We start from the raw sequence: 12,152 nt of genomic DNA, 5'->3' as shown, positions 1-12,152 counted from the left end.
CGATTGGTACACCAACTATTGGCACACCAAGCGATTGGGTCTCGGGCATGTTCAAGCGGTCGCAGGGCACATCGAAAGATCGGTTCGGCGAGTTCTTCTTCAAGATCTTCGGCCCGGCGACCGTGGAGGGCGCCATCCAGGGCTGGCACCCCGAGGCCCGTGAGCAGTACAAGCAGCTTCGCGCCCGGCAGAAGGAGGCCGCCGCGCGTCGCGCCGAGGGGCAGTCGTGACACGATCGGGTGCGTCCTGACGGCCACCCGCGACCGACCGTCGGCAGCCGAGTCGGCCCCGACGGAGGTGTCGCCGGCCGTGTGCCCGTCAATACGCTCGGTGGCATGACGTGCCCGATCTGCGCCTTTCCGGGCAACGACGCCGCCGCGATCCGGTGCGCGAACTGCGGCTTCTCGATGCGCCCCGCACCGCCCAACCCTGAGCCCGAGCCGGCCAACCCTGAGCCCGGGCCGGCCGTCGCCGGGCCTGCGCCGCGTCCGATCCCGGACGCCCACGCCCTGCCGCCGCTGCCCCCGCCGCACGTCTCGTGGCCGCCGGTCGCCTGGTCGCCGTCCCGGGACGCCCACGACGCCGCCGTGCCGGCCTCATGGCCACCGATCTCCGGCCCACTGGCCCCGGGCCCGCTGACTTCGGGCCCGCTGACTTCGGGCCCGCTGACTTCGGGCCCACTGACTTCGGGGGCGCTGACCCCGGGCCCGCTGACTTCGGGGGCGCTGACTTCGGGGCCGCAGACCTTGGGACTGCTAACCCCAGGGCCGCCGATCTCCGGTTCGCCGATCTCCGACCCACCGGCTTCGGGGGCACAGGGCCCAGTGCGGCCGACCTCGGAAGTGCTGGCCTCGCAATCGCCGGCGTCGGGAGTGTCGATCTCGGGGCGACCGGCGCCGGGTCGGCCGGTCTCCGGGCCGCCCGTCTCGCTGTCCCCGGCGCCGGGCCCGCCGCGCGGGCTCTACGCGGCGCCGCAGCGGTCCCGCGCCGGCGTGCCGCTGACTGTGATCGTCGCGGTGCTGGTGCTCGCCGGCGCCGTCATCGCCGTCGTACGGATGACCGGCGGGACCCGCTTCACCCCCGCGTCCGCCGGATCGACCGCCGGCGCGGCCTGGCCGAAGATCCCCAGGCAGTCAACCAGCCAGTCAACCAGCCAGTCAACCGGGCCGTCGAGCGGGCAGCCGGCGGGCCCGGGTCAGCCGACGCAGGTCGCAGCGCCGGGCGCGGTGCCCGGCGACCCGCGGGCCCAGGCTGCCGCCGTCGACGCGGTGCTCGACGCCAGCGTCGCCAGCAGGACCAAGCTCAACGCCGCCATCGCCCGGGTCGACGACTGCACCGCCGTCGAGCAGGCGGTCGCCGACCTGCGCGCCGTCGGCACCGAGCGGCAGGCCCAGCTGGACGCCGTGGCCGCGGCCGACCTGTCCGCGCTCCCCGAGGGCGAGCAGCTCCGCGGCCTGCTCACCGACGCGCTGCGACACTCCCTCGCCGCCGATCGCGGCTTCGTCCTGTGGGGCCAGGCCGTCCAGGCGGGCGGCTGCGGCGGGAGCGGCCGGGCCGACTACCGGGAGGCGCAGCGCCAGTCGAGGCTGGCCGGCGACGCGAAGGCGCGGTTCCTCGCGGTGTGGAACCCGGTCGCCGCCCGCCACGGCCTGCGCGACCGCTCCTCGGCCGGCATCTGACGCCACCGGACCGCAGGTCAAGGGCCAGGACGAGGGCCGGAAGGCGGCGGACCCTCGATAGCGTGCATCGACGTACTCGAAATCGTCGATGGGAGGGCGCGATGACACGCTTCAGGCGTGTGCTGGTGTCGATGGCAGTGCCGCTGCTCGGGCTGGTCGGGGCGGTGGTGGCCGGGAGCCCCGCGGCGGCCGCGACCGACATCCGCGACCAACTCGAGGCGGCCCCGGGCGTGACCGTGCTGGAGGAGCAGCCGGTCGCCGCGCCGTACCGGTTCTTCGTCCTGAGCATCACCCAGCCGGTCGACCACCTGCGGCCTTCGGCGGGGACGTTCCAGCAGCGGTTCACGCTCCTGCACAGGGGCACCGACCGGCCGACGGTGCTGCACACGACCGGCTACAACGTCCCGGGGTACGCGTTCCGCTCCGAGCCCACCCGGCTCGTCGACGGCAACCAGATCTCCGTCGAGCAGCGGTACTTCACCCCGTCGCGGCCCGACCCGGCGGACTGGTCGAAGCTCACGATCTGGCAGGCCGCCACCGACCACCACCGCATCGTCGCCGCGCTCAAGCCGATCTACTCGCAGAAGTGGATCTCGACGGGCGCCAGCAAGGGCGGCATGACCTCGATCTACCACCGCCGCTTCTACCCCGGTGACGTCGACGGCACCGTCGCCTACGTCGCGCCGCAGGACGTCAACAACGCCGAGGACTCGGCGTACGACCGGTTCTTCACCAAGGTGGGCACCGCGCAGTGCCGGGCCGCGCTCGACGCCGTGCAGGTCGAGGCGCTGCGCCGCCGGGCGGAGCTCGTCGCCCGCTACGAGGCGTGGGCCGCGGACAACGCCCGCACGTTCACGGTCGTCGGCAGCGCCGACAGGGCGTTCGAGTTCATGGTGAACGGCACGACCTGGGCCTTCTGGCAGTACAGCCTGGAGAGCGACTGCGTCGACGTGCCGGCGCCGACCGCGTCCAGCGACGACATCTGGGCGTGGCTGGACGCCATCTACGGCATCGACTCCAACACCGACCAGGGCGTGAACCCCTACGTCCCGTACTACTTCCAGGCGGCCTACCAGCTGGGCTACCCGGACGTGTCGCTGCCGCACCTCGCAGGCCTGCAGCACTACCGGGGCCAGGACCGGGCCCAGTCCTACATCCCGCGCGACATCGTGCCGCACTTCCAGCCCCTGACGATGGTCGACATCGACGTGTGGGTGAAGCTCTTCGGGAAGCGGCTGCTGTTCGTGTACGGCCAGAACGACCCCTGGGGCGCGGAGCCCTTCCGCCTCGGGCCGGGCACGAGGGACTCGCTGTCCTACACGGCGGCCGGCTACAACCACGGCTCGAACATCAGCCGCCTCACCCCGGCGGAGTCCGCGACCGCGACGGCGGCCGTGCAGCGCTGGGCGGGGGTGCCCGCCCCGGCGGCGCTCGCCCCGGCGGCCCCGTCCTACATCCCCTCCCTCGACGACCGCGACCCGGCCCTGGACCGGCGGTTCAACCTCCGCTAGGAGACCGTGAGCCCGCCCCGTGACGGGGCGGGCTCATCCGAGCGGCGGCGTGCGCCGGGCTTCTCCACGTCTGGAAGCCGGCCGGCGGTCGCCGCGGTGGCTGTCCCGTCCGGGTCAGGAAGCGGACGGGGCGGGGACGGCGGTCGTGGGGGTCGGGGCGGTGGAGGCGGCCGGTGGGCCGGGTCGGCGGTTGCCGCCCTGGCCGGGACCCTGTCCCGGGTTCTGGCCCGGGTTCTGTCCGGGGTTCTGCCCGGGACGGACCCCGCGGCCGTTGCCTTCGCGGCCGCCGGGGCGGAATCCGTTGTCGTTGCGGTCGATCTTGATCCGGTCGTCGCCGCGGTGGCCGTCGCCGAAGACCGCCACGCCGGCGGCGACGATGCCCCCGCCCAGGCAGCAGCCGAGCACCAGGCCGGCGGCGCCGACCAGCACCGGGACGCGGGACCTCCGCCAACGGCTGCCCGCCGGGTGGGTCCGGAGCGGGGCCGCGGGTGCCGGATGGGCCGCGGGCGGCGGCTCCGCCGCCCAGACCGGCTCGCCCGGCGCGGGGTCGGGCGTGGCGGCGGCCGGGGAAGCGCCAGCGGCGGCCGGGGCAGCGGCGGCTGGGGCGGCGGCGGCTGGGGCGGCGGCGGCCGGGGCGGCGGCGGCCGGGGTGGCAGCGGGCGCGACGGCTGGGTCGCTGTGGGCGGGGGTGCTCACCGTCGGGGCGTCCCGGGTCGGGTCGGCGGCGGGCCGGTCCGGGTCGTCCGGGAGTGGTTTCGTGTCGCTCATCAGTGGTCCTCCGGTGCGGGGCGGTGTGGGGCCGACGCTGCCAGCATCGGCCCCGCACCTAAGAGCGCCGGTCCGCGACCTTAAGAGTTGGATGAGAAAGCGAGGGCTTCCCGTGCCTCGGTGAGCACGGCGTGCGATGTCGACGTGGTCAGGATGTGCTCGAGGGCCTTGCGGTGCGCGACGGTGAGCGCGTCGCCGGCCGCGACCGGGATGTCGGGGACGACGCCGGTGCCTTCCCAGTTGGTGCCGGTGACCGGGTTGACCGAGCGGGCGTTGGGCACCGCGACCTCCAGCGTCGGCGAGACGGGGAAGCGCTCGGTCGGGTGCGCGCCGCCCCGGGTCACCTCGCCGATGAGCGTGGCCCGGCCCAGTGCCTTGAGGTCGTAGGCGAACTCCTCCCCGCCGGAGAAGGTGAAGGCACTGGTCAGCACGTAGACGGGCCGGTCGAGGTAGCGGCTGCCCGGCACGTACGCGAGGGTCCAGAACTGGCGGGTGCGGGCCGTGCCGCCGTCGTAGATGTCGTTGAGGTGCGTGTCGGAGTCGGGGAACAGGTAGCTGAGCCACAGCTGGACGCCTTCGGGGTCGCCGCCCTTGTTGCGGCGCAGGTCGAAGACGAGGGCGCCGGTGTGGGCGACGAGCTCCATCGCGGCGCTGATCGCGGCGCCGGCGGTGCCCGGTGACGCGACGCCGCGCAGGTCGATGTAGCCGACGTTGCCGTCGAGCCGCTGCACGGCGGCGATGTGGTGTGCGGCGAGCCGCTGCGCCTCCAGCCAGGCGGTCTCGGCCTCCTCCGGGGTGGTCGCGGCGCGGTGGTCGGGGGAGCGGACGAGCAGCCGCAGGTGCTTGTCGCCGCTGACCGCGTGGAAGCACTCGGTGACGCGCGCGGCCAGGGCGTCGTCGTCGAGGCCGGCGAACTCGCCTGCCGCGGCGCGGGTCTCGATCGCGGTGGCGACCTCGGCGGCGACGGCCGGGAAGATGTAGTGCCGCCGGACGAGGTCGAGCAAGTCGTTGAGCAGTTGCATTGGGTGGATGCCTTTCGCACTCAGGTCACTGGTGGTCAGGTGACCCAGGCGTGCGTGGCGCCGCGAGCAGGGCTCAGCGGCGGACGGTGACGCCCGGGCGGTCACAGCTGCGCTCCATGGCGTCACCTCCTTCGTACGGCTACGGGCCCACAGCATAGCGGGGCGCCTCGCGGGTGGCTTGCCGGTTGACGGGGGCGGCGAAAAACATACACTCCAAGTGCAAATACTCCGGCGGATTGAAGGAGGGGCATGAGCGCTCAGGAAGGGCGGCTGGCCGGAAGGGTCGCCGTCGTGACCGGCGCGAGCCGGGGCATCGGCTTCGGCATCGCCCGGCGGTTCGTGGCGGAAGGCGCCAAGGTCTGCATCACCGCCCGCAAGCCGGACGCCCTGGAGGAGGCGGTCGGCGCGCTCGGCGGGCCGGTCAACGCGGTCGCCGTGGCGGGCCGCGCCGACGACCCGGAGCACCGCGCCGAGACGGTCCGGCGCGTCGCGGACCTGTTCGGGCCGCCGGACATCCTCGTCAACAACACCGGGATCAACCCCGTCCACGGGTCGCTGCTGGAGCTCGACCTGGCCGCCGCCCGCAAGATCTTCGAGGTCAACGTGGTCAGCGCGCTCGGCTGGGTGCAGGAGGTGTTCCGCAAGCCGCCGCCGCGGGGTGGGGCGGTCGTGAACGTGTCGTCGGTGTCGGCGATCCACCCGCCGGCCGGGATCGCGTTCTACGGCGTCACCAAGGCGGCGCTCAACCACCTGACGTCGTGCCTGGCCGCCGAGCTGGCGCCGGCGGTGCGGGTCAACGCGGTCGCGCCGGCGGTGGTGAAGACGCGCTTCGCCGCCGCGCTGTACGAGGGGCGCGAGGAGGACGTCGCCGCGCTGTACCCGATGCGCAGGCTCGGCGTGCCGGACGACGTGGCGGGTGCCGTGGCGTTCCTGGCCTCCGACGAGGCGAGCTGGGTCACCGGCCAGACCCTCGTCGTCGACGGCGGCGTCACCCTGGCGAGGCGGGCCGGATGAGCGGGCTGCAGCTCAACGGTGCCGCAGTCGTCATCACCGGGGGAGGGTCCGGGATCGGCGCGGCCCTCGCCCGCCGGCTCGCCGGCCTCGGCGCGCAGATCGTCGTCAACGACCTCGACGCCGGCGCCGCCCGCCGCGTCGCGTACGAGATCGACGGCCTCGCGTTCTCCGGCGACGTCGCCGACCCCGACGAGGTCGACCGGCTCGTCGACTTCGCCTGGGACAAGCTCGGCGCCCTCGACCTGTTCTGCGCCAACGCCGGCGTCGCCCCCGGCGGCGACGCGACCGCCCCCGACGCCGCCTGGCAGCAGGCCTGGCAGGTGAACGTGATGGCGCACGTGTACGCCTCCCGGGCGCTGCTGCCGCGCTGGCTCGCCAAGGGCCGCGGCCGGCTCCTCGCCACCGTGTCCGCGGCGGGAATGCTGACGCTGCTGGGCAAGGCGCCGTACGCGGTCACCAAACACGCCGCGTTCGCCTACGCGGAGTGGCTGCGCGTCACGTACGCCCACCGCGGCATCGTCGTGCAGGCGCTGTGCCCGCAAGGGGTGAAGACGCCGATGCTGGCCCGCGGCGAGGGCCCCAGCCGCGGCCTGCTGGACCGGTCGGCGCTCACCCCGGAGCAGGTCGCGGACCGGGTCGTCGAGGGGCTCGCGGGCGAGGAGTTCCTGATCCTGCCGCACCCCGAGGTGGCTACGTACTACGCCCGTCGCGCCGAGGACCCCGACCGGTGGCTCAACGGCATGAACCGGCTCCAGCAGAAGATCGACCAGGGCAGGCTGTGATGGACTTCGAATTCGACGCCGTGACGCAGGGCTACCGCGAGCGGCTCCTGGCGTTCATGGACGAGCACGTGTACCCGGCGGAGGCGCGGCCGCACGCGGAGGCCCTCGACGAACTGCGGCTGGAGGCCCGCCGGCGCGGGCTGTGGAACCTGTTCCTGACCGGCGAGCACGGCCCAGGGCTGACGAACCTGCAGTACGCGCCCCTCGCCGAGATCATGGGTCGCAGCCCGTCGCTGGCCCCCGCCGCCCTCAACTGCGCCGCCCCCGACACGGGCAACATGGAGCTCCTCGCCGGGTTCGGCACGGGGGAGCAGCGCGACCGGTGGCTGAAACCGTTGTTGGATGCCCGGATCCGGTCCGCGTTCTGCATGACGGAGCCCGACGTCGCCTCCTCCGACGCCACGAACATCGCCACCCGCATCGAGCGCGACGGCGACTCGTACGTCGTCAACGGCCGGAAGTGGTTCGCCACCGGCGCCATGAGCCCGCACTGCGAGCTGCTGATCGTGATGGGCAAGTCGGATCCGGCGGCCGACCGGCACCGGCAGCAGAGCATGATCCTGGTGCCGCGCGACACCCCCGGCGTCGTCATCCGCCGCGGCCTGCGCACCTTCGGCTACGACGACGGTGACCACGGCGGTCACGCCGAGATCGATTTCGCCGGTGTACGGGTCCCCGCCGGCCATCTGATCGGCGGCGAGGGCGACGGCTTCGCGATCGCCCAGGCGCGCCTCGGCCCGGGCCGCATCCACCACTGCATGCGCCTCATCGGCATGGCCGAACGCGCCCTGGAGCTCATGTGCCGGCGGGTCACGGCCCGGGTCGCGTTCGGTCGGCCGCTCGCGGAGCAGGGCGTCGTGCGGGACTGGATCGCGGAGTCGCGGGTCCGCATCGAGCAGGCCCGGCTGCTGGTGCTCAAGACCGCGTGGCTGATGGACCGCGTCGGCAACCAGGGCGCCCACACCGAGATCCAGGCCATCAAGATCGCGGTGCCGTCCACTGTGGAATGGATCGTGGACAAGGCGGTCCAGGCGCACGGCGCGGCCGGCGTCAGCCAGGACACGCCGCTCGCCGGGCTGTGGGCGAAGGCCCGCACGATCCGCATCGCCGACGGGCCCGACGAGGTGCACCGGCGCTCGCTCGCCCGCCGCGAGCTGCGCCGGTGGGTCAGCTCGCGATGAAGTCGACGAGGGCCGGCGCGTACGCGGGGGACCGCAGCGCCGTCATGTGGTCGCCGCTCACCGCCTTCCAGCGAGCGTCGGGGATCGCGGCGGCGAGCACCTCGGGGCGCGCGGCGAGGACGTCGTCCTGCCCGACCAGGACGAGCGTCGGCGCGGTGATCCGGTCGAGCGCGATCGGCGTGCGGTGCGCGGCGTGGACCTGCGCGGCGAGGGCGGCCCGGTCCGCGCCGACCGCGTCGGCGAGCATGCGGAACGCGGCGGCCGGGGACGCCTCGACCGCCGCCGGCGACGACGTGAGCAGCACCGCGGCGACCTCGGCCGGCGGCATGACCCGGGTGTCGAGGCCGCCGAGCTCGACGACCCCCGCGCCGACCCCGGACAGCACCAGCCGCCGCACCCGCGGGCCGTTGCCGGCGGCGAAGATGGCCGACACGACCGCGCCCATCGAGTACCCGACCAGGTCCACCGTGCCGAGGCCGAGGGTGTCGAGCAGGCAGCCGAGGTCGCGGGCCATGGCGGGCTCGCCGTACCGGGCCGGGTCGTGCGGCTTGTCGGAGGCGCCGTGCCCGCGCGCGTCGGGTGCGACGACCCGCCGGCCGGCCGCGACCAGCGCGCCGACGACGCCGGGGACGGCGAAGTTGGTGGTGGCGTCGACCACGAAACCGTGGTGCAGCACCACGGGTGGCGCCTCGGAAGGCTCGCCCCACACCTGGTAGGCGATGCCGGTGCCGTCAAACGAAGTGAACCGCTCCATGTCGGCGAAGATTAGTGCACTCGAAGTGCAAATAGGAGAGGAAAGCGATGGATTTCTCGCTCAGCGACGAGGAGAAGGCGGTCCGGGACACCGCCCGGACCTTCATCCGCAAGGAGATCGAGCCCCTCGAGCAGGAGGTGCTGCGCCGCGAGCGCGAGCACCGGACCGGCCTGGACCGCAGCGAGCTGCGCGAGCTGCAGCTCAAGGCGAAGCAGTTCGGGTTCTGGGGGCTGTCGACGCCGCAGGAGCACGGCGGGATGGACCTGCCGGCGGTGCTGCAGTCGCTCGTCTGGACCGAGGTCGGCCGGTCGTTCGTGCCGTTCCGCTTCGGCGGCGAGGCCGACAACATCCTGTACTTCGCCAACGACGAGCAGCGCCGCGAGTACCTCGTGCCGACCATCGAGGGCGAGCGGATCTCCTGCTTCGCGATCACCGAGCCCGGCGCGGGCTCCGACGCGGCGAACATCAGGTTCACCGCCCGCCGCGACGGCGACGACTGGGTGCTCAACGGCGAGAAGACGTTCATCACCAACGGCAACGACGCCGACTTCACGATCGTCATCGCCGTCACCGACCGCGACAAGGACGTCCGCAAGGGCGGCGCGACCGCGTTCCTCGTCGACCGGGCGATGGGCTGGCGCTCCGAGTTCATCCAGACGATGGGCGAGGGCGGGCCGGCGTCGCTGGTCTTCGACGACGTCCGCGTGCCCGGCCGCAACGTGCTCGGCGAGATCGGGCAGGGCTTCGACCTCGCGATGCGCTGGATCGGCAAGGGTCGCTACATCATCCCCTCGCACGCCCTCGGCATCGCCGAACGCGCGCTGCGCATGGCGATCGAGCACGCCAACACCCGCCACACCTTCGGCCGGCCGATCGGGCAGAACCAGGCGATCCAGTGGATGATCGCGGACTCGGAGGTCGAGCTGGAGGCGGCCCGCTGGCTCGTGCTCCGCGCCGCGTGGACCGTCGACCAGGGGATCGACCCGCGCCACACGTCGTCGATGGCCAAGCTGTACGGCGCGAACATGGTCAACAACGTCGTCGACCGGGTCATGCAGATCCACGGCGGCATGGGGTACACCCGCGAGCTGCCGATCGAGCGCTGGTACCGCTCCGTGCGGCTCCTGCGCATCTTCGAGGGCACCGACGAGATGCAGCGCATGATCATCGCGCGGGACCTGCTGCGCGGCTACACCCAGATCGGCGGGCACCTCGCATGAGCGGCCAGCGGAGCGGCTCGGGCCGCTCATCATGGATGCAGTGTCGGGTCAGGCCGACGCCGGAGGCGGCGGAATGACCGCAACGCTGTCGGTCGCGGCGATCCTTGCCGAGTCTTCTCGCCGGTACCCGCGGCGCACGGCCGTCGTGGACGGGGACCTCCGGGTCACGTATGCGCAGCTGTGGCGCGAGGCGCTCACGGTGGCGGGTGCCCTGCGGGACCTCGGGGTGCGGCCCGGCGACCGGGTGGCGCTGCAGTGCCCGAACACGGTGGACTTCCCGCGGGCGTACTACGGCATCCTCGCCCTCGGCGCCGTCGTCGTGCCGGTGCACCTGCTGCTGACGCCCGCGGAGGTGGCGTACACGCTGCGGGACAGCGGCGCGCGGCTGCTCGTCGCGCACCCGGCCGTCGCCGCCGGGGACTTCGACATCCCGGTCGTGGCGCCCTCGTCGCTCCTGGACGCCGAGCCGCTGCGCTCCTACGCGTCGCGGGACCCGTCGGACCCGGCGGTCGTGCTGTACACCAGCGGCACCACGGGACAGCCGAAGGGCGCCGTGCTGTCCCACCTGAACCTCGTCATGAACGCGACCGTCAACGTCTTCGACGCCAATGACGCCCGCCACTCCGACGTGGTGCTCGGGTGCCTGCCGCTGTTCCACACGTTCGGGCAGACCGTCGGCATGAACGGCACCTTCCGCCTCGGCGCCACCCTCGTCATGCTGGCCCGCTTCACGGGCCCGGCGGCCCTCGACCTCATGGTGGCCGAGGGCGTGGACGTGTTCCATGGCGTGCCGACCATGTACCTGGCGCTGCTCGACGCCGCCGCGGGACGGGCCGACCTGCCGCGGCTGCGGCTGTGCATCTCCGGCGGCGCGTCGCTGCCGGTCGCGGTGCTGGAGCGGTTCAACGCGGCCTTCTCGACGTCGATCTTCGAGGGGTACGGGCTGTCGGAGACCTCACCGACCGCCACCACCAACCAGCCGCACTTCGGCACGCGGGCCGGCACCGTCGGCCACGCGGTCTGGGGTGTGGAGGTCCAGGTCGCCGACGCCGCCGTCGACGAGCGGATCGAGCTGCTGCCGCCCGGAGCGCTTGGCGAGCTCGTCGTGCGCGGGCACAACGTCTTCTCCGGCTACCTGGACCGGCCCGGGGACACCGCCCTGGCGGTCGTGGACGGCTGGTTCCGCACCGGCGACCTGGGCACGGTCGACGAGGACGGGTTCGTCACGATCGTCGACCGCAAGAAGGACCTCGTGATCCGGGGCGGGTTCAACGTGTACCCGCGGGAGGTCGAGGAGGTCCTGGCCCGCCATCCCGGGGTCGCGCAGGTGGCGGTGATCGGCGTGCCCGACCCGGTGCACGGTGAGGAGATCTGCGCGGTGGTCGTGCCGGGGCCTTCCGCGCCGTCGGGGGACGAGCTCATCGCCTGGTCGAAGGAGCGTCTCGGCCGGCACAAGTACCCGCGCCAGGTCAGGTTCGTGGAGTCGCTGCCGCTCGGCCCGAGCCACAAGGTCCTGAAACGGGAACTACGCAAGGCCGTCGTTGCCTCTTCCATTGGTGTTACCGAGGCGTAACACTGGCTGGCATGGTTAGTGCATCGACCGTGCAGAAAGTTTCGTTGCGAGGCCGGGACGCCGACCGTGCCGCCGTCGCCGCCCTGCTGACCGCCGCGGCCGCTGGGCACGGCGGCGCCCTCGTCGTCGCCGGCCCGGCCGGCATCGGCAGGACCGCCCTGCTCGCGGACGCTCCTGACGATGCCGCCGTCGCGCTGGCGGTGACCGGCTGCCCGGCGGAGGCGGCGCTGCCGTACGCCGGCCTGCACCGCCTGCTCGCCGGCTGCCCGCCGTCCCACCGGCCACCGCTCGACGGGCGCCCGCCGCATCCGCCGTCGCGCGAGGGCTGCCGCCCGGCTTCCGCTTCGAGTTCGGTGCCGGCTTTCGCTTCGGGTTCCGCGCCGGATGTTCGGCCCGGTTCCGCGCCAGGTGTGGAGCCGGGTTCGGGACCGTGCTCCACGCCGGGTTCGAGGTCGGGTTCGGGACCGTGCTCCGCTTCGGGTTCGGCTTCGGGTTCGTGCTCGGCTTCGGCTTCGGCTTCGAGGCCGGGTTCGGGACCTTGCTCCGCTTCGGCTTCGGCTTCGAGGCTGGGCTCGGCGCCGGGTTCGGCTTCGGCTTCGGCGCCGGGTTCGGGTTCGGCTTCGGGGCTGGCTTCGGGTTCGGGGCCGG

The 12,152-nt window shown here is 73.5% G+C and carries 11 protein-coding genes; 8 read left to right on the top strand and 3 right to left on the bottom strand.

Features of this window, described 5'->3' with window-relative positions:
- The first annotated feature begins 47 nt into the window (after positions 1–47).
- The 3 genes from AB0I21_RS04805 to AB0I21_RS04795 all read left to right on the top strand — a co-directional run bounded on the left by AB0I21_RS04805 (position 48) and on the right by AB0I21_RS04795 (position 3,190).
- Positions 48–230, top strand: a complete 183-nt coding sequence (locus AB0I21_RS04805; protein ID WP_360559101.1) for a hypothetical protein — start codon at positions 48–50, stop codon at positions 228–230.
- Between the two features lie 762 nt (positions 231–992).
- On the top strand, positions 993–1,679 hold the full coding sequence (locus tag AB0I21_RS04800; RefSeq protein ID WP_360559100.1) for a hypothetical protein: 687 nt from the start codon (positions 993–995) through the stop codon (positions 1,677–1,679).
- A gap of 101 nt (positions 1,680–1,780) precedes the next feature.
- Positions 1,781–3,190 carry a S28 family serine protease gene (locus AB0I21_RS04795; RefSeq protein ID WP_360559099.1) on the top strand — a complete coding sequence of 470 codons (1,410 nt, stop codon included), beginning with the start codon at positions 1,781–1,783 and terminating at the stop codon, positions 3,188–3,190.
- 114 nt (positions 3,191–3,304) lie between these two features.
- Here the strand turns inward: AB0I21_RS04795 and AB0I21_RS04790 are convergent, their stop codons facing one another.
- A complete protein-coding gene (locus tag AB0I21_RS04790) occupies positions 3,305–3,958 on the bottom strand; it encodes a hypothetical protein (protein WP_360559098.1) in 654 nt (217 codons plus the stop codon).
- An 80-nt stretch (positions 3,959–4,038) separates the two neighbouring features.
- A complete protein-coding gene (locus AB0I21_RS04785) occupies positions 4,039–4,980 on the bottom strand; it encodes a S41 family peptidase (RefSeq protein ID WP_360559097.1) in 942 nt (313 codons plus the stop codon).
- Between the two features lie 249 nt (positions 4,981–5,229).
- Here AB0I21_RS04785 and AB0I21_RS04780 point away from each other — a divergent pair, with 249 nt between their 5' ends.
- From AB0I21_RS04780 to AB0I21_RS04770, 3 genes are read left to right on the top strand one after another with little or no spacing between them, the layout of a single operon-like run.
- Positions 5,230–5,994, top strand: coding sequence for an SDR family oxidoreductase (locus AB0I21_RS04780; protein WP_360559096.1), 765 nt, complete (start codon positions 5,230–5,232; stop codon positions 5,992–5,994).
- Positions 5,991–6,776, top strand: a complete 786-nt coding sequence (locus tag AB0I21_RS04775) for an SDR family oxidoreductase (RefSeq protein ID WP_354891044.1) — start codon at positions 5,991–5,993, stop codon at positions 6,774–6,776. The genes AB0I21_RS04780 and AB0I21_RS04775 overlap by 4 nt, the downstream gene beginning before the upstream one ends.
- Complete coding sequence (locus AB0I21_RS04770; RefSeq protein ID WP_360559095.1) at positions 6,776–7,957, top strand: acyl-CoA dehydrogenase family protein; 1,182 nt, start codon at positions 6,776–6,778, stop codon at positions 7,955–7,957. The genes AB0I21_RS04775 and AB0I21_RS04770 overlap by 1 nt, the downstream gene beginning before the upstream one ends.
- Here the strand turns inward: AB0I21_RS04770 and AB0I21_RS04765 are convergent.
- A complete protein-coding gene (locus AB0I21_RS04765; protein ID WP_360559094.1) occupies positions 7,944–8,711 on the bottom strand; it encodes an alpha/beta fold hydrolase in 768 nt (255 codons plus the stop codon). The genes AB0I21_RS04770 and AB0I21_RS04765 overlap by 14 nt on opposite strands.
- Before the next feature lie 47 nt (positions 8,712–8,758).
- On the opposite strand from AB0I21_RS04765, the gene AB0I21_RS04760 reads away from it, so the two are divergent.
- Positions 8,759–9,931 carry an acyl-CoA dehydrogenase family protein gene (locus tag AB0I21_RS04760; RefSeq protein ID WP_360559093.1) on the top strand — a complete coding sequence of 391 codons (1,173 nt, stop codon included), beginning with the start codon at positions 8,759–8,761 and terminating at the stop codon, positions 9,929–9,931.
- Between the two features lie 73 nt (positions 9,932–10,004).
- The gene (locus AB0I21_RS04755) at positions 10,005–11,504 is read left to right on the top strand and encodes a long-chain fatty acid--CoA ligase (RefSeq protein ID WP_360559092.1); all 1,500 of its coding nucleotides are present in this window, start codon (positions 10,005–10,007) and stop codon (positions 11,502–11,504) included.
- Positions 11,505–12,152 lie beyond the last annotated feature (648 nt).

This window comes from Dactylosporangium sp. NPDC050588 (assembly GCF_040654975.1).
Lineage (GTDB): Bacteria > Actinomycetota > Actinomycetes > Mycobacteriales > Micromonosporaceae > Dactylosporangium > Dactylosporangium maewongense.
Note: the sequence above shows the minus strand (reverse complement) of the source record. Positions and strands in the feature narration are given on the sequence as shown.

What these genes read in the sequence shown, in the direction of transcription:
- AB0I21_RS04795 (WP_360559099.1), top strand. Translation starts at nt 1,781, where the DNA reads ATGACACGCTTCAGGCGTGTGCTGGTGTCGATGGCAGTGCCGCTGCTC.
- AB0I21_RS04765 (WP_360559094.1), bottom strand. Translation starts at nt 8,711, where the DNA reads ATGGAGCGGTTCACTTCGTTTGACGGCACCGGCATCGCCTACCAGGTG.
- AB0I21_RS04770 (WP_360559095.1), top strand. Translation starts at nt 6,776, where the DNA reads ATGGACTTCGAATTCGACGCCGTGACGCAGGGCTACCGCGAGCGGCTC.
- AB0I21_RS04790 (WP_360559098.1), bottom strand. Translation starts at nt 3,958, where the DNA reads ATGAGCGACACGAAACCACTCCCGGACGACCCGGACCGGCCCGCCGCC.
- AB0I21_RS04785 (WP_360559097.1), bottom strand. Translation starts at nt 4,980, where the DNA reads ATGCAACTGCTCAACGACTTGCTCGACCTCGTCCGGCGGCACTACATC.
- AB0I21_RS04805 (WP_360559101.1), top strand. Translation starts at nt 48, where the DNA reads ATGTTCAAGCGGTCGCAGGGCACATCGAAAGATCGGTTCGGCGAGTTC.
- AB0I21_RS04780 (WP_360559096.1), top strand. Translation starts at nt 5,230, where the DNA reads ATGAGCGCTCAGGAAGGGCGGCTGGCCGGAAGGGTCGCCGTCGTGACC.
- AB0I21_RS04760 (WP_360559093.1), top strand. Translation starts at nt 8,759, where the DNA reads ATGGATTTCTCGCTCAGCGACGAGGAGAAGGCGGTCCGGGACACCGCC.
- AB0I21_RS04755 (WP_360559092.1), top strand. Translation starts at nt 10,005, where the DNA reads ATGACCGCAACGCTGTCGGTCGCGGCGATCCTTGCCGAGTCTTCTCGC.
- AB0I21_RS04775 (WP_354891044.1), top strand. Translation starts at nt 5,991, where the DNA reads ATGAGCGGGCTGCAGCTCAACGGTGCCGCAGTCGTCATCACCGGGGGA.